At 38.2% G+C, this 16,741-nt stretch carries 22 protein-coding genes; 19 read left to right on the top strand and 3 right to left on the bottom strand.

Translation table 11 applies throughout. The features are described 5' to 3' along the window. Positions 1-10 precede the first annotated feature (10 nt). From Q0976_RS06655 to Q0976_RS06610, 10 genes are all read left to right on the top strand, one after another. A complete protein-coding gene (locus Q0976_RS06655) occupies positions 11-463 on the top strand; it encodes a SoxR reducing system RseC family protein (protein WP_299492279.1) in 453 nt (150 codons plus the stop codon). 198 nt (positions 464-661) lie between these two features. After that, entirely contained in the window at positions 662-2,452 is a 1,791-nt protein-coding gene (gene lepA / locus Q0976_RS06650; RefSeq protein ID WP_299492277.1) for a translation elongation factor 4, read from the top strand. A gap of 281 nt (positions 2,453-2,733) precedes the next feature. Further along, positions 2,734-3,651, top strand: coding sequence for a signal peptidase I (gene lepB / locus Q0976_RS06645; RefSeq protein WP_299492275.1), 918 nt, complete (start codon positions 2,734-2,736; stop codon positions 3,649-3,651). Positions 3,652-3,653: 2 nt separating this feature from the next. Further along, positions 3,654-4,331, top strand: coding sequence for a ribonuclease III (gene rnc / locus Q0976_RS06640; RefSeq protein ID WP_299492273.1), 678 nt, complete (start codon positions 3,654-3,656; stop codon positions 4,329-4,331). After that, on the top strand, positions 4,328-5,326 hold the full coding sequence (era, locus tag Q0976_RS06635; RefSeq protein WP_299492271.1) for a GTPase Era: 999 nt from the start codon (positions 4,328-4,330) through the stop codon (positions 5,324-5,326). The genes rnc and era overlap by 4 nt, the downstream gene beginning before the upstream one ends. A gap of 47 nt (positions 5,327-5,373) precedes the next feature. Next, positions 5,374-6,072, top strand: coding sequence for a DNA repair protein RecO (gene recO / locus Q0976_RS06630; RefSeq protein WP_299492269.1), 699 nt, complete (start codon positions 5,374-5,376; stop codon positions 6,070-6,072). A 70-nt stretch (positions 6,073-6,142) separates the two neighbouring features. Then, the gene (gene pdxJ, locus Q0976_RS06625) at positions 6,143-6,880 is read left to right on the top strand and encodes a pyridoxine 5'-phosphate synthase (protein WP_299492268.1); all 738 of its coding nucleotides are present in this window, start codon (positions 6,143-6,145) and stop codon (positions 6,878-6,880) included. Between the two features lie 54 nt (positions 6,881-6,934). Continuing rightward, positions 6,935-7,315 carry a holo-ACP synthase gene (gene acpS / locus Q0976_RS06620; protein ID WP_299492505.1) on the top strand — a complete coding sequence of 127 codons (381 nt, stop codon included), beginning with the start codon at positions 6,935-6,937 and terminating at the stop codon, positions 7,313-7,315. A gap of 161 nt (positions 7,316-7,476) precedes the next feature. Then, positions 7,477-7,998 carry an Mpo1-like protein gene (locus Q0976_RS06615; protein ID WP_299492266.1) on the top strand — a complete coding sequence of 174 codons (522 nt, stop codon included), beginning with the start codon at positions 7,477-7,479 and terminating at the stop codon, positions 7,996-7,998. 185 nt (positions 7,999-8,183) lie between these two features. Continuing rightward, the gene (locus tag Q0976_RS06610; protein ID WP_299492503.1) at positions 8,184-8,546 is read left to right on the top strand and encodes a RidA family protein; all 363 of its coding nucleotides are present in this window, start codon (positions 8,184-8,186) and stop codon (positions 8,544-8,546) included. A 44-nt stretch (positions 8,547-8,590) separates the two neighbouring features. Here the strand turns inward: Q0976_RS06610 and Q0976_RS06605 are convergent, their stop codons facing one another. Next, positions 8,591-9,307, bottom strand: a complete 717-nt coding sequence (locus Q0976_RS06605; protein WP_299492264.1) for a phytochelatin synthase family protein — start codon at positions 9,305-9,307, stop codon at positions 8,591-8,593. Positions 9,308-9,723: 416 nt separating this feature from the next. On the opposite strand from Q0976_RS06605, the gene Q0976_RS06600 reads away from it, so the two are divergent. The 9 genes from Q0976_RS06600 (at position 9,724) to Q0976_RS06560 (ending at position 14,385) form a co-directional block, all read left to right on the top strand. Continuing rightward, positions 9,724-10,164, top strand: a complete 441-nt coding sequence (locus Q0976_RS06600) for a hypothetical protein (protein ID WP_299492263.1) — start codon at positions 9,724-9,726, stop codon at positions 10,162-10,164. A gap of 153 nt (positions 10,165-10,317) precedes the next feature. Next, the gene (locus tag Q0976_RS06595; RefSeq protein WP_299492261.1) at positions 10,318-10,737 is read left to right on the top strand and encodes a hypothetical protein; all 420 of its coding nucleotides are present in this window, start codon (positions 10,318-10,320) and stop codon (positions 10,735-10,737) included. 72 nt (positions 10,738-10,809) lie between these two features. Beyond that, positions 10,810-11,229: a hypothetical protein gene (locus Q0976_RS06590; protein ID WP_299492260.1), complete on the top strand. Its 420-nt coding sequence runs from the start codon at positions 10,810-10,812 to the stop codon at positions 11,227-11,229. Between the two features lie 100 nt (positions 11,230-11,329). After that, positions 11,330-11,764 carry a hypothetical protein gene (locus Q0976_RS06585; protein WP_299492258.1) on the top strand — a complete coding sequence of 145 codons (435 nt, stop codon included), beginning with the start codon at positions 11,330-11,332 and terminating at the stop codon, positions 11,762-11,764. Positions 11,765-12,068: 304 nt separating this feature from the next. Continuing rightward, positions 12,069-12,506 carry a hypothetical protein gene (locus Q0976_RS06580; RefSeq protein ID WP_299492257.1) on the top strand — a complete coding sequence of 146 codons (438 nt, stop codon included), beginning with the start codon at positions 12,069-12,071 and terminating at the stop codon, positions 12,504-12,506. Next, complete coding sequence (locus tag Q0976_RS06575; RefSeq protein WP_299492255.1) at positions 12,499-12,945, top strand: hypothetical protein; 447 nt, start codon at positions 12,499-12,501, stop codon at positions 12,943-12,945. The genes Q0976_RS06580 and Q0976_RS06575 overlap by 8 nt, the downstream gene beginning before the upstream one ends. A gap of 36 nt (positions 12,946-12,981) precedes the next feature. Then, entirely contained in the window at positions 12,982-13,419 is a 438-nt protein-coding gene (locus Q0976_RS06570; RefSeq protein WP_299492253.1) for a hypothetical protein, read from the top strand. A 14-nt stretch (positions 13,420-13,433) separates the two neighbouring features. Further along, positions 13,434-13,883, top strand: coding sequence for a hypothetical protein (locus Q0976_RS06565; protein WP_299492251.1), 450 nt, complete (start codon positions 13,434-13,436; stop codon positions 13,881-13,883). Between the two features lie 61 nt (positions 13,884-13,944). Then, on the top strand, positions 13,945-14,385 hold the full coding sequence (locus tag Q0976_RS06560; RefSeq protein WP_299492249.1) for a hypothetical protein: 441 nt from the start codon (positions 13,945-13,947) through the stop codon (positions 14,383-14,385). A gap of 9 nt (positions 14,386-14,394) precedes the next feature. Here the strand turns inward: Q0976_RS06560 and Q0976_RS06555 are convergent, their stop codons facing one another. Both Q0976_RS06555 and ccsA read right to left on the bottom strand, forming a co-directional pair. Continuing rightward, positions 14,395-15,663: a CNNM domain-containing protein gene (locus Q0976_RS06555; protein WP_299492247.1), complete on the bottom strand. Its 1,269-nt coding sequence runs from the start codon at positions 15,661-15,663 to the stop codon at positions 14,395-14,397. 117 nt (positions 15,664-15,780) lie between these two features. Then, positions 15,781-16,569 carry a cytochrome c biogenesis protein CcsA gene (gene ccsA / locus Q0976_RS06550; RefSeq protein ID WP_299492245.1) on the bottom strand — a complete coding sequence of 263 codons (789 nt, stop codon included), beginning with the start codon at positions 16,567-16,569 and terminating at the stop codon, positions 15,781-15,783. Between the last annotated feature and the right edge of the window lie 172 nt (positions 16,570-16,741).

The following is a 16,741-nucleotide window of genomic DNA, read 5'->3' as shown; positions in this document are numbered from 1 at the left end:
GAGTCTTCTTATGATGGAAGAAATGGCCAAAGTGGTTGCTTGTGATGAGAGTGGGTGGATCAAAGTCGAAGTTAAGATTAAGAGCGCCTGCGATCATTGTGATAATCATGACTCTTGTGGAACGTCTGCGGTCTCTAAAGCGTTTTCTTTAAAATCACAACAATTTTCGATTATGAGTGACAAAACTTACCCTATTGGTGAATGGTTAAAGATTGGTTTACCTGAAAGTGTAGTATTAAAAGCGGCAGCGTTAGTATATTTATTGCCCCTAGTAGGCTTTTTTATGGGAGCTTTTGCGGCCAATACTTTGCTTGCCAGCTCTGATCTTTTTACGTTTGGAGCCGGTCTAGTGGGGGCGAGTTTAGCGTGGAGGTTTGCGCGCACAAAAGCGGCTAATATGGAGAACAGTGCACAGCCTGTTATTCTGGCTTATATTGGACAACGAATTAACCAAAGCTTATAAAGATATTATTGATGCCAAGTGGTATGTTAAGTATTTGATATTAATCATTAATTATGATTTTCATTGGCTTGTGGTTATTACGTCTTTCGGTTTTTTTATTGTTATGTTAATAATCACGATTGGTATTGTCTGTTTGATAAGGTACAATTCCGCACTTTTAGAATTCTTTTCAACTTCGAGTTTAGTCATCCCAGCATAATGAAGCATATAAGAAACTTTTCAATTATTGCCCATATCGACCATGGCAAGTCGACACTATCAGACCGCCTTATTCAGGATTGCGGAGGTTTGTCTGATCGTGAAATGGCTGCGCAAGTTCTAGACTCAATGGAGTTGGAACGTGAGCGTGGCATTACTATTAAAGCACAGAGTGTCACCTTAGATTATAAAGCCGATGATGGTGAAACTTACCAATTAAACTTTATTGATACACCAGGTCATGTGGACTTCTCTTATGAAGTGTCTCGCTCTCTAGCGGCATGTGAAGGCGCATTGTTGGTTGTTGATGCAGGTCAAGGTGTTGAGGCTCAAACCTTAGCCAATTGCTATACTGCATTGGAAATGGATTTGGATGTAGTTCCGATTTTAAATAAAATCGATTTACCTCAAGCGGAGCCTGAACGCGTTGCTGATGAAATTGAAGATATTGTTGGTATTGAAGCGGCAGATGCGGTGCAGTGTTCAGCTAAAACAGGTTTAGGGATCAAAGCAGTATTAGAAGATATTGTGGCTAAGATCCCACCGCCAGAAGGGGATCCCGATGGGCCATTACAAGCCCTGATCATCGATTCTTGGTTTGATAGTTATTTAGGTGTAGTCTCATTAGTTCGAATTAAGAACGGTGTCTTGCGTAAAGGCGATAAATTTAAAGTCATGTCAACGGGCCAGACTCATAATGCCGATCGTGTGGGTATTTTTACACCTAAACAAACTGATACGGCGGAGCTGGGTACCGGCGAAGTGGGCTATGTTATTGCCGGAATTAAAGAAATTCATGGCGCGCCAGTGGGTGATACATTAACACATGCTAAGCACGGTGCGCAGTTGCCTCTACCGGGCTTTAAAAAAGTGAAGCCTCAGGTTTATGCTGGTGTATTCCCTATTTCCACCGATGATTACGAAAATTTTCGCGAAGCTTTGAATAAATTGAGTTTAAACGATGCATCGCTGTTTTTTGAACCTGAAACATCTTCCGCGTTAGGTTTTGGCTTTCGAATCGGTTTCCTTGGCTTGTTGCACATGGAAATTATTCAAGAACGCTTAGAGCGAGAATATAATCTTGATTTAATTACCACGGCTCCAACGGTTGTTTATGAAATTGTGGGCACTAATGGTGAAGTGCTTTACGTTGATAACCCATCTGATTTGCCCGCGGTGAATAATATCGAGGAAATGCGTGAACCCATTGTTGAGACCAATATCCTAGTGCCTAAAGACTATTTAGGTAATGTGATCACTTTATGTGTTGAAAAACGTGGTGTACAAACCAATATGGTTTATCACGGCAATCAAGTGGCGATTACCTATGATATGCCAATGGCAGAAGTGGTGATGGACTTCTTTGATCGCTTAAAATCCACCAGTCGCGGTTATGCCTCGTTGGAATATAACTTTAAACGTTTTGAGCAAGCAGACATGGTGAGATTGGACATTTTAATTAATGGTGATCGCGTTGATGCGTTAGCAATGATTATTCATAAGTCTAACGTTCGTTACCGTGGATTAGCGTTAGTGAATAAGATGAAAGAACTGATCCCTCGCCAAATGTTTGATATTGCAGTGCAGGCAGCGATAGGCAGTCAAATTATTGCCCGCTCTTCGATTAAAGCCTTACGTAAGGATGTAACAGCTAAATGTTACGGGGGCGATGTGTCTCGTAAGAAGAAACTGCTGCAAAAGCAAAAAGAAGGTAAGAAGCGTATGAAGCAAGTCGGCAATGTGGAAGTACCACAAGAAGCGTTTTTAGCAGCGCTTAAATTGAATGATTAATTATCCTTTTGTTAATAGCGAAGGATAACGTCAGTGGCGCCGCAGTTTTGCGGCGCTTTTATTCATTCTGTGTCGCATTTTGTTTGATTAATTTCTGGTGAAATTGCTTTATATGTTTATTTATTAATAATTTAAAGCAGTGTGTTATGGTATAAATAGGAAGAGGTGATCATTGGTTTTCGATGCTTGTTGTGGATCGTTACCTGTGGTTGCATATTTAATTAATGATTATTGACCAATAGTCATTTACTTACTTAAAAACTGGCAGGAGCGCGTAAACTATGGCAGCTTATTTTTCTCTCATTTTAGTTCTTGTGACGCTGTTTAGTGGCCTAATATGGTTGATTGATGCACGTTTGTTTGCACCCAAACGTCGAGAGAAATTGGCGTTAGCACAAGCTGCAACGGGTGAGTTAAGCGAAGAAAGTGCAGCAAAAATTATACGAGAGCCCTCCATTGTCGAAACGGCACGTTCGATTTTTCCTGTGATTGCGTTTGTGTTAGTACTACGCTCTTTTATTTATGAGCCTTTTCAAATCCCCTCAGGATCTATGATGCCGACATTGCTTGTTGGAGATTTTATTTTAGTTGAGAAATTCAGCTATGGACTCAAAGATCCAGTATGGCGTAAGAAGCTTATTGAGACCGGCGAGCCTAAAAGGGGCGATGTTGCGGTATTTAAATATCCAGAAAACCCTAAAATCGATTATATCAAGCGGGTGATTGGCTTACCGGGTGATACGATTATTTACAGGAATAAACAGCTATATATTAAACCTGCTTGTATGCAAGGGCGCATTGATTGTCCCGCGGCTAAACAAGTTAAACGCGTTGAAATTAATAGTGGACAATTCTTTCAGGATGGCACGCCTTTAATTCGTTATAAAGAGCAGTTAGGTGATGTTAGCCATGACATTTTAATTAATCCAGCGAGACCTGATATGATTAATTATTATTTTAGACAGCCCAATTTACCTGTTGGTGAGTTCGTTGTCCCTCAAGGTCATTATTTCATGATGGGAGACAATCGCGATAACAGTACAGATAGTCGGTACTGGGGCTTTGTACCAGAGGCAAACCTTGTTGGAAAAGCGGTGGCTATTTGGATGAGTTTTGAATTTGATCGTAAACCATCTGACTTTCTACCCACTTGGATCCCAACGGGTGTTCGCTTTAACCGTGTAGGCGGAATTCAATAACTATGGAACCGATTAAAAATATCCCAAGGTTATGTCGCACTTTGGGCTATGAATTTACTGATGTTAGTTTGCTTAATCAAGCGTTGACACATCGTAGTGCTGCAAGTAAGCATAATGAACGCCTAGAGTTTTTAGGCGATTCAGTGTTATCTATTGTCATCTCAGATGCACTTTATCATCAATTTCCCAAAGCCAAAGAGGGTGATTTAAGCCGCATGAGAGCGACTTTGGTATGTGGAAAAATGTTGGCAGAAATTGCACTTGAATTTAAGTTAGGTGATTATTTAAAATTAGGGCCCGGTGAGTTAAAAAGTGGTGGTTTTAGGCGAGAGTCTATTTTAGCCGATGCCGTAGAAGCGATTATCGGTGCAGTGTACCTTGATAAAGGTATTGAGCCGTGTCGTCAATTGGTGCTGACTTGGTATCAAAGCCGACTAAAAACCATTAAACCTGTGGATCAGAAAGATCCTAAGACCTTACTGCAAGAGCACCTTCAGGGGTTTAAGAAACCTTTGCCTGTTTATACTGTGGTGAAAACGGTGGGGGAAGCGCATAATCAAACGTTTACGGTTGAATGTATGGTAAAAGGCCTCAGCGAACCCATAGTTGGAGTTGCAAGTTCAAGACGTAAAGCAGAGCAAATTGCCGCGGCCCAAGTGCTGGAGTTAATAAAGAAATGAGTGACAAGAAAGAAGAAACAGCACAAGGAAATGTGGAACCAAGTTTAGATGAATTACTGGCGCAGATGAATAAGTCGACCAGTCATTCAAGCTATGACGTCACTTATTGCGGCATGGTGGCGATTGTGGGTCGCCCTAATGTGGGTAAATCGACATTATTAAATAAAATATTAGGTCAGAAAGTCAGTATCACCTCTAAAAAGCCACAAACAACACGTCATCGTATTATGGGGATCCATACTGAAGGACCCAAGCAGGTGGTGTTTATTGACACGCCTGGACTGCACATTGAAGAAAGACGAGCCATTAATCGTTTGATGAATCGTGCTGCCTCAAGCTCTTTAGCGGATGTCGCTTTAGTTGTTTTTGTTGTTGATGGTATGAATTGGACCGCTGACGATGACATGGTGTTAAAGAAATTACACCATAATGACGATGGTAGAAAAATAGTATTAGCGATTAATAAAGTTGATAATATTAAAGATAAAGAGGCTTTGTTTCCATATTTAGAACAAATGGCGACAAAATTTCCTTTTGATGAGATTTTACCTATCTCCGCGACTCAAGGAACCAATATTCAACGTATTTTAGATTTGTCTTTAGGTGCCCTACCTGAGTCTCCTCACTATTTTCCCGAAGATTATGTGACTGATAGGTCGCAACGTTTTATGGCATCGGAAATCGTAAGAGAAAAGCTTATGCGCTTTTTAGGGGATGAGTTGCCCTACGATGCAACGGTTGAAATAGAACAATTTTCGATGATGGAGAATGGTGTCTATCAAATTAATGCACTTATTTTGGTTGAGCGCAGTGGTCAAAAACGTATGGTGATAGGGAAAAAAGGTGAACGTATTCGCACCATTGCAACTCAAGCGCGTCTGGATATGGAAACCTTGTTTGATAATAAAGTCTTTTTAGAAATTTGGGTTAAAGTTAAATCTGGCTGGGCAGATGATGAACGTGCGCTGAGAAGTTTAGGTTACGGCGAAGAGTAAATGTTATTGTGATTGATGATTAAAAGACATTAAGTCGGTAATATTTTATGTTGCGTGGATATGTATTACACACTCGTCCATATCGTGATAATCGCGTTATTGTGAACTTATTAGTTGAGGGGCAAGGGCGAGTTGATGCGCTTGCCCGTTTAGGCGGTAAAAAGCACTCTATTCGTAGTATACTTCAACCCTTTCAACCGTTGATATTTGTGATCTCAGGTTCTGGTGGTCTTAAAAATCTCACGCAAATAGAAGCGGCCAGCCCAGCTGTGCCGCTCGCGGGCAACACTTTATATGCTGGTCTTTATTTGAATGAGCTATTGATCCGCTGTTTGACGGTTGAGCATCAAGCTGACAGTATTTTTTATCAGTACCACCAAACATTATTATCTATGGTACTAGGGTTAAAAGAACAATATTTACGTTACTTTGAATTATCCTTATTACAAGAATTAGGGATTATGCCTTCTTTAGAGCGGGATCCATTAGATAATCCTATTAGCGGTGAAGGTTTTTATCGTTTACTTCCAGACAGTGGTTTTGTGCCTGTGTTCCCAACGGTTTTTACTCAGCATAAGTTTTTTCAAGGCAGCCTGTTATCCGCATTAGCCAATCGATGCTTATCTGATGAACATTTATTGGTAGCAAAAAAACTCATGCGCCAACTTTTAATGGGTGTTTTGGGGAGCAAACCACTGTACTCAAGGGCGTTGTTCAAACAGCGTCAAACTAATATATCTCCATGACGATTAGGCCAAATCACCTGAGATTACCATTCGTTATTCTGTGTTAGCTAATTAAACTAAGGAAATGCCAATGAGCCAGATTTTACTGGGTGTGAATATCGATCATATTGCTACTTTACGACAAGCGCGAGGTACTGATTATCCTGATCCTGTTCATGCTGCTGCTGTGGCTGAACATGCTGGCGCGGATGGGATTACGGTACACCTTCGTGAAGACAGACGACATATTATTGATAGAGATATTCAGCTATTAGCGCAAACATTAAAGACTCGCATGAATTTTGAGATGGCTGTGACAGATGAAATGTTAAATATTGCCTGTGACGTCAAGCCTTATTATGTATGTTTAGTACCAGAAAAAAGAGAAGAGCTCACCACCGAAGGAGGCTTAGATGTTGCTGGTCAAAAGGATAAAATTGCCGCAGCTGTGCGCAGGTTAAGTCATGAAGGCATTCAGGTGTCGTTATTTATTGATGCAGATAAAAGCCAAATTGATGCGGCAGTTGAAGCGAAAGCACCCGTGATAGAAATTCATACAGGTGGTTACGCCGATGCGAAAACGGAGGCTGATGCAAAGACTGAATTGCTGCGCATCACTGATATGACAAAGTACGCGCATGCGAAAGGGTTAATAGTTAATGCGGGTCACGGTTTACATTATCATAATGTGAAGCCGATAGCGGCGATTCCTGAATTGTATGAACTCAATATTGGTCATGCTATTATTGCAAGGGCCGCCATTGATGGATTAGCCATTGCTGTAAAAGACATGAAGCGCTTAATGCAAGAAGGTCGTCGTGGTGAGTAAATGTTGTTTGTTCTTGAGAGGCGATAATTTAATGTCTATGACTCTGAGGGTATGATGGCAATTGTTGGTTTGGGAACAGATGTAGTTGAAATTGAGCGCATTAATAAGTTGGTAGCTGGTTCATCTTTAAAATTAGCAAAAAGAGTATTAACGGCGAGTGAACTTGAGCAGTTTCAATCCGTTAATCAACCTGCTCGTTATTTGGCGAAACGTTTTGCTGCCAAAGAGGCTGCGGCAAAAGCCTTAGGTACGGGGATAGGGCGCGGTGTCTCATTTCAGCATATTGAAATTAGAAATGATGATTATGGGGCGCCTCATGTTTATTTTAGCCAAGGTGCGGCGCAGAGATTGGCTGTTTTAAAGGGACGCTTCGCCCATGTGACCATTGCCGATGAATTGCACTATGCAGTTGCAACCGTGATTTTAGAATCATAAGTATTGTCGCTTACTAAAAAGCCCACAATGAAATGCTCATTGTGGGCTTTTTAGTGGGAAAGAAGATCATCAATAAAAAAGCCGATGTACTGGTATTTCCATATATTTTGAGTATATTAGAAAATATATGCCTGTTATTATTTTGAAAAGGAAGCCAATTAATGAGAAATGCTGTAGAGAGATTATCCACTTATAAAAGCGTGCATTTAAATGCTCATAATGTGAAGACTCACTTCATTGGCGTCCCTTTGATTGTTTTATCAGTGTTTATTTTATTAGCCTTAACTCCAATAGCTATTTTGTTTGGAGATTATCGATTAGGCATCGATAAGCTGGCCATTATTGGTTTGTCTATATATTACCTGTTATTAAATATACGCTTGGCTATCGGCTTAATTGTTTCAATGATAGTGACGCTTGTTATTGCCAACACGATTACACAATGGAGTGGTGCACTGGGGTTAGCAATAGGGCTATTCATTTTAGGTTGGATAATTCAATTTATTGGTCATTATTTTGAAAAAGCGAAACCGGCGTTTATAGATGATTTAGATCAACTGTTAATCGGTCCTTTCTTTTTAATGGCTGAAGTGTATTTTCATTTTGGTTGGCTTAGTTCTCTTGAAAATAAAATTACCCCCATTGCAATGGAAAAACGCAAAAAAGTGGATGAAACTGGATAGTGTTAATTTCACTAAATATGTTCAATTTTATTACAATTAGTGATGTAGAGTTACGCCTATTAACTTCAATGGGGATAATTTGTTCACTATTCCTCTTCTTATCTCACTTTCTCGCCTTAATGGGGACGTCACGCTAAAATGTTTGCCAGTAAAATGATGGCAGTTTAAGGTAAGAGGCAGCGATGATGGATATTGAAAGAAAACAAACTAAGACGAGAATGAGCCGTATTGTGAAACATAATGGTGTGATCTATTTATGTGGTCAGGTTTGTCAAGATGCGTCACAAAATATAACGGTACAAACGCAAACTATGTTAGATAAAGTGGATAATTTATTAGCTGAGGCAGGTAGTGATAAAGCTCATATTTTATCGGCCACTCTTTATATTAAAGACATGAAATACTTTAGTGACATGAATGCGGTGTGGGATGCTTGGGTACCAGAAGGGCATGCTCCCGCAAGAGCTTGTGTGGAAGCGAAAATGGCACGCTCTGAATTATTGGTTGAAATTTCAGTGATTGCGGCTGAGAAGCCATCAATAATATAATATTATGAGAGTGCATCCGTGCTCTCACTTTTCTATCGATATTTTTACTCGGTTATAATTAAATATCCTCGACTTAACCCTTTATCTAGATCGGCATTACTCACAATAGCACGGTATAAATCGGCTGTTGTTACCCAAATTGCGGGATATTTAAAACGAGAGACGTCAAGGAGTAGGAAGCGATCACTTTTTTCATCGTAAGCGGCGAGAGGAGAAAAATGACCTGAGCCCACTTGATTCAAGGCTTGTCTATGGTAATTGACAATAATAAATTGTGTATCAGAGCTGACAGCTTTAATGGCATCGGTGCGAAAGTCTGCCTCATTCATTTGTGTGCCGCGATGAAGGTTAACAGTTAGCTTAAATGTTTTAATAGCACTTGATAATTCATCTATGGTCATTCCCCCCATACCAACTTTAGCTGGTGTGGTAATGTCTAAGACTTCTGGCGTGAAAAAGTTATCTTGTTCAAATATTTGGTAGGGAGCAAGCAGCAAAGACGTGGGGCGGGGAAGATTTGAGGCGTTTAATATCATTGATGCACTTGTAGGCCCACAATAGGTTAATGTTTGCTGCGTGGTAAAGTAGGGCATCAAATTAAAAATGTCATTTTTGTGTTGGCTACGATGTAATAGGGTTTTGCCTTCACTAGAGTTAAATGGAATGAGACTATCATCTAGGCTTAAGTCTGGCAGCGTTGTTGCTTGTAATGACAGTGACAGTAAGGATAAACAAATAAAAAGTAAATATTTATGGCGCATAAGAAACCTATTGTTAAGTGAAAAATAATTGAATAGGGTGACCATATTAGCCCAAAAGATTTTTTTATATTAGACTTTTGTATTAAGTGTTTTTTTGGCTATTGAAAGATGGAGCAGGGCTTTTATTTTTAATGTTTATGTATAAAAAAGTTTGCTTTAAAACAAAATGATTACTTAGTTAACTTATGATTATAAAGATTATTTTTTATTTTCTATTTTTTATGTTTTTTTCTGTTTGTAGTTTTGATATTTAGTACTACTTATTAACTTTTACATAATGTTGTTAAATTGATTATTTTTGCCTTTAAGCTGTTAAGTTAGTTGTATCGTATAGTTAAAGTTGATGTTGGTGATTAAATAGAGAATGTCATGTTTTTTACCTATACTGAAAGCGGTCTGTATTATTGGAATAGGACATGCTTTTTATCATTAAGAAACAGTTAACAGTATTTCTATTGATCCATATTTTGATGGTGAGTTGTTTTTTTCAAGTAAAAGCATGTCAGTTACCTGAAAAGATGAATGGGGTAACGATTATTTTGTCCGTTGGTGAAGAGTACAATAATATGACATCGTTTGAAAATGATGTCATTGAAATGACATTTGCAGAAAAAAGTTATCGGGGTATAGGTTATAAAAACAATCGAGATTTTATCGGTGAATATTCTTACCGAAAATTAGCAAAGAACGTTTCTCAAATTAGAACAAGAGAGCTCTTTGGAGCAGATATTCTGCAATATAGTATCAATTTAGTCTGCCAAAGTGATTATGAAGGTTATTACTTATATGCGCCTTCATCGGGGAAAACGGGGCCTCAAATAGGGGTAATGGTAGAGCGTTATATTGTTGTACAGTAATTTGGTTAGTATTTATCGATTTACTTCTGCATTCAATACAGATAAAAAGTTAGTCGACTTTATTTTAGTATGTTTATAAAAAAGTGCTGGATGGGTTGAATTCATCTACACTTTTCATAGCGTATCAAATAGGTTTAATAATAAGGAAAAAACATGAAGCTATTTTATAGCTTAATATTATTTTTTTGTTATATAGGGCAAAGTGTTGGAGACTCTTGTACTATGCCTAAAAGCTTTGCTGGTTTGACTTTGTTGATCAGGGTGAATGGAAATTATACGCCAGATAATCCGATGGCTGGCACATTACAAGAAATGACTTTTAGCCGTTTAAATTTTAAAAGTATGGTTTTGAACACTCGAGAAAGTGTTGAAGGTTCCTATCGGTATACTCGCTTAGACAGTAATTTAGGCCAGCTGAGTATAAGAGAAGGTTCAGGCGATAATGTGTCCTTATATACAGAAACCTTTGTGTGTGAAACGAATACGACAGGTTATTTCATTTTCAGCCAAACTCAGGGCGTTATTAAGCCTAATGTTCGTCAAAACACAGGGATTTATATTATTCGGAAGTAAATACTTTAAATGCTCTGCATCGATAGGTGTTCTCTATAACTTGAATTTGTTAGGTGAGGGTGGGCTTGGTTCATGACGTTTAAAATAATCGTGTTGGTAGGTATATGTATTTTTTCAAGGTTTGGGAATGCTGAGGGGTGTCAATTACCGGTGAGTTTAAATACAAAACAGATCTTGTTTATGGTTAATGAATTATATACACCAAAAAACCCCAGTGCTGGTGAAGTTGTACAAGCTCATTTCACAGAAAAAAAGATTAGCTCAATGGAGCTAATGAAAGGGATCACAAGTCAAGGCGTATATGAATATCGCATTATTGAACCGGGTGTTGGGTTATTAGAGGTTCAGTTAACTGGAGGTGATGATAGAGCGAAATTTAGAACGGTTTTGATGTGTGAAAATGATTTCAGTGGTAAGTATATTTTTAGTCAGAGTCAAGGAATGGTTAAACCAGATAAGAGAACGAATACAGGAAGTTACTTTATAGAATGATGTTACTTTGAGCATTTAATTTATGCTTTCTTCTACAGTTTATATTTAAAATGATTTATCTTTTGGAGAGTTATGGCAAACTTTTTTATTTATTATCGATATGCCAACTAAACTTGTTTGGCTTATTGCGCTTTTTGGTTTACTCAGTTTTACCTCTGCGGCTGATAGTGAACCGATGTGTCATGTCCCTGATTCGTTAAATGGAAAAGAGCTGATTCTATCGGTGGACGAAGAATACTCTTTTAATAGTCCTGAGGTGATAGGGTTGATGCAGTTTTCTTTTGATATGAATAGTTTTGTTAATTATATCATTCAAGAAAATTATTTCTTTCCTGGTAAGTATACTTACCAACGTTTTTATAAGGATTTAGGGGTCATCAGTGTCGTTGAAGTTGTGGGGGATATGCTTTCTAAATACCAAGTTTTACTCGTCTGTATTAGTGATATACAAGGATATTTTATTTATAACTTAGAGTATGGTGAGAGGATGCCTAATGTGGAACACGATACGGGGTTTTATATTTTACGTGAGTGATAGGCTACATGAAGTCTAGGGCCTGTTGATCTTTGGTGGTTAAATTATGTCCTAGATAAACGTGTTTTAATCGCGACGGGAGGGATGACGCCTAGTGATCTAAGCACATTACTCCCAACAAATAGTAAAACACGTTTAGCCGGATCCTACGGACAGCGTTTGTGGCTCCTTTCTACGGCGTTATCGCTTGTTAATGTAGAATAACTACACGACACAAGATCTGCCTTGTATAAAGTACCCACAAACTGCTGCAGAAATCATCACCAAAGCTCAACAGGCCCTAGTGACTCTTTTAAGGATAAAAATGCGGATATTATTAGCTCTGGTGATCTTGCTTATGTTCTCAGATCAAACTATGGCGAATAAGTGTCAATTACCCATTGATTTAAAAGGGAAGACTTTACTTTTTAAAGTGAATGGCGTTTATACGCCAGATAATGTGTTGGCTGATATGGTCATAGAATATGTTTTTGAAGAAAAGACTTATCAGGTGACTATACTTAACACGAGGAGAAAAATGAGTGGTGTTTATGATTACCGCCGATTAACCCCCATGTTAGCTCGTTTCAGTGTGTTTGAGGGAAGTGATGAATTCGCGTCAATATACTCACAGACATTAGTCTGTGAAACCAATACCACAGGTTTTGTGATTTTTAGTCAAACGAAAGGATGGTATAAGCCGGACATTAGGCAAGATACCGGAGTATTTATTATCGATACTCAAAGGGAAAAGAGTGAATAAATTGATTTTAGTCATATTGATTGTTGTGAGTAGCTTCTATTCAAAAGCGGAAAGCAAACAATGTCGTTTACCCGAAAAATTAGCGGGTTATACTTTATTTTTTGAATTGAGCGGAATGGATTATAAAGTAGATCTGGATACTATGGTACTTAGAAAGTTATCATTTTCAAATAATTGGGTTGAGAATGAGAACTTAATAACAGGCCAACTTTTTAAGGCATATTATATTTATTCTATTTTTCCTCCTGATATAGCATTTATTGAAGTTTATCAAACCTCTAGATTAGAAACCTTATTATATCGAGATATTCTAGTTTGCCAGACTAATATTGTGGGTAAGTTAATTTATAGTCCAGAGGTAAGTGCTCAGGAGGTAAATTTATCAGAGCAGCTAATAACTGGTAAGTATATTTTAAAGAAAACGATGGCGTTATTGTAATGCCATTTTTTTAATAAATATGTAAAAGGTGAGTGAGTGAAGGCTTTATTGTTTTGTCAGTTTGTATTGTTGATTAGCTTATGTCAGGTACAGGCAAACGATTGCAAACTGCCTGAGTCGTTAAGTGGAATGACTATACTCTTTAATATTTCAGATAGTTATACACCTCATAATATGATGGCTGGAGTGTTACTTCAATCAAAATTTGATAAGAGTCAGTATGATATTGAAGTTTTAGATACAGGTGAACGCTTTTCAGGGAAATATAAATATCAGCGAGTTAAACCCCAAATTGCTCGTTTTACTGTTGAGGAAGGAATGAGAGGCAGCTTAACACAGTATTCAAAAACATTGGTTTGCCAAACCGATAGGATGGGGTTTGTGTTATTTAAACTTCTTCAAAAACCTAAACAATCTGTTCCTGCTCATGATATTGGCATATACGTTATTCAGTCATCTTTGAAAACAGAGTAACAATGGAGTGCTTAATGTGTTTGATTTACAAACTGTTGAAACGACTCATCGTCACTACAATATTATTAATATTGAGTGCGACCGCTTTGGCAAGTGAATGCCAGCTTCCTAAGAAGCTTGTTGGTAAGGTCATGATTTTGCATATATATGGCATTATATCTCCTTCAAACCCTTTGGCAAATCAAGTGATAGAAATGCATTTCGATAGGCAGACTTATTTACTGAAAAATTTGCAAACAGGTGCAAAATTTATGGGAAAGTATACTTACCGACGTTTTGAGTCTGACTTGGCTGAATTAAGAGTTGAGGAGCAAAAAGTGGCGAATAATATAAATAAAGTTGCTTATTATACAGAAACATTTGTATGCCAGACGAATGTAACGGGTTATTACATTTTTAGTGCTATAGCAGGTGTTATGCGACCTTTAGAACGTCAAAATACCGGGCGTTATTTTTTCCGATAAATAGACAGAAAATATATCTTAGAATAAGGAAACGTTAATAGTCACTTAAAGGGAGGGGTGGGTGAGATTACAATTTTTATTGATTTATTTAGTCGCTGTCGGCTTAGAAGCAAAACACTGTCATCTACCTGATATGTTGGCGAATAAGCGGATAATGTTGATTATTGATTTGTTTTATCAACCTTCCAACCCTAAAGCTGGAAACTTGCATGAGCTAACATTTTCTAAGGACAAAATTAATGATACAAGGTTAAGTAATAAAGAAGTGAGTCATGGAAGTTATCAATATCAAAGATTAGATCCTAGTGTTGCGGTATTGAATTATCAACTCACATTGGGTAAAGAACTTACTCAGGCGAAATTTGTGTTTGTTTGTGACTCTAATAGAACTGGAAAATACATCTATAGTCAAATTCAAGGCTCTGTGAAACCTAATGTTCGTCAAAATACAGGGAGCTATATTATAACGAACATTGAACAAACCGTTAAGAAGAGTCAGTAAGTCGTTAGGTTACAATTTTTTATAATGTTGTGGAATAACCCTGACGGTTTTAACGCGGTTATCGCCTATATCAACGACTTCAATAGGGTAACCCGCAATTCTCATACTGGTATTGGGTTTAGGGATTTCTTCCATATATTCCACCACTAAGCCACTCAATGTTTTAGGGCCGTTAGTCGGAAAATGCCAGTTCATTTCTTTATTGAGCTCACGAATATTAATCGTCGCTTCAATCAAATAACTGCCATCTTGTTGTTTGTTTATTTCTTCACTGGGCGCTGGCATCATCGAGGTGGTAAAATCGCCAACAATTTCCTCTAAAATATCTTCAAGGGTGACCAGACCTTGAATGTCACCGTATTCATCAACAACCATACCAATTCTTTCTTTATTTTGTTGGAAATTAGCTAATTGTACGTTAAGGGGCGTCGTTTCAGGAATGAAATACAGCTCTTTTACGGCCCTAAGCAGTGACGATTTACTAAACTGCTCTTTTGCCTGTAATCGCAGGGCATCGCGAATGTGCACAAAACCGACGGCATCATCAATATTATCTCTATACAAGAGAATACGTGTATGGGGACTTTGAATGACCTGCTTATTGATGAGCTTAAAGTCAGAGTTGATATTAATGGCGTAGAGTTCGGCTCTTGGGATCATGATGTCTTCTACAGTGACTTTTTCAAGATCTAAGATGGATAACAACATTTCTTGATGTCGCTGCGGGATCAATGCGCCTGCTTCATGGACGACGGTGCGAAGCTCTTCTTGACTTAAGGCATCACTGCTTTGTTGCGTATGGACGCGCATTAAACGTAAAAAGCCAGATGTAATGAGATTAACGACTTTAACAAGAGGTGAGAGTATGGTTAATAACAGTTGTAATATAATACTTGAAGGAAAGGCGATTCGCTCTGGATGTAAAGCGGCAACGGTTTTAGGCGTGACTTCGGCAAAAACCAATACGACTAGGGTTAATGCCCCTGTGGCGATGGCCACACCCATATCACCGTATAAACGTATACCAATAATGGTGGCAATGGCTGAAGCCAAAATATTAACTAAGTTGTTACCAATTAGAATAAGGCCAATGAGTCGGTCCGGACGTTCTAGTAGTTTAATTGCTCGTAATGCACCTTTATGCCCACTTGAGGCTAAATGACGAAGTCGATAACGATTTAACGTCATCATGGCAGTTTCTGTGCCAGAAAAGTAGGCTGACAGTATTATTAGCACTAGAAGAATAATAAAAAGTGCACTGGTATGTATCGCGTCCAAAAAGGGCTCCGTTTGAGGGGTAATGAACAATCAAAAGCTTATAAAATCAAATGATAGTGACACTTTATTAAGCCATAAAATGTTAACTCTATCGGCTGATCGTTACGAAAATTAAGCTTATTTTAAAATAAGCTCTTTAACAATGCGAGCACCAAAATAGGCAAGCGATAATAAAGTGGCGCCAGAAAGTGTGTAAATAACTGCCGCCCTTATTTTGCATCCTACCCAATATTGCTGCGCGAGCATAGCAATATATACTAGCCAAGCGAGCATAGATAACACGGTTTTATGGCCTTTTCCATTAGCAAACATGTCATCTAAGAAAATAAATCCCGTCGCCAATGCCAAACTCAATAAAATCACACCGATAATGACCAAATGATACAGTTGTTTCTCCACCGTCATTAAGGGGGGGATAGACGGGCTAAGAATAAGCTGCTTACTTTTTAATTTATGTTGAATAATCGCCAACTGGATAGCGTATAAAGCGGCTATCATAAGTGCACTATAAGCCATTAAAGACAAAATAACGTGGGCGAGTACCTCAGGATACAGCTCAAAATGAATGATAAGTTTGGGTGGCAGTAACCAGAGTAATGCCACAGACAAAATAGAACAGATATAAACAACAGGTAAAACCATAATCACTTTGACTCTGAATATGAGCAAGGTAAAACTGAAGGCAATAATCCAATTCACTAAAGAGATCACGTTGGTTAGACTGAAATTTTGTCCATTACCTGTAAAAATGGCTTCAGATAAAGCGGCTGCATGAAGTCCTACTGCGATGGCAGCAAAAATAGACACCAGTTGACGATTAGGCCCTTCGTTATGAAACAGTTTGCTTGCAATTAAAATCAATGCAATAAAATAAAATAAGACGGCTGAAGCTGAAAAAATAATCATTAAGTATTAGCCTATGACTTTGTTGATATTAATGAACGATAACATTCAATTGTGAGTCTGTCTTTGTGTCTTTCGCTCACTCTCATAACGCGTATCACTTTAACGGTTGTGGCCCTATTACGCCTGATCTCATTTGTGCATATGGACTTTATCCTGCTAAGGATAACATGAG

Origin of the sequence: uncultured Shewanella sp. (genome assembly GCF_947501665.1) — a bacterium.
Lineage (GTDB): Bacteria > Pseudomonadota > Gammaproteobacteria > Enterobacterales > Shewanellaceae > Shewanella.
Note: the sequence above shows the minus strand (reverse complement) of the source record. Positions and strands in the feature narration are given on the sequence as shown.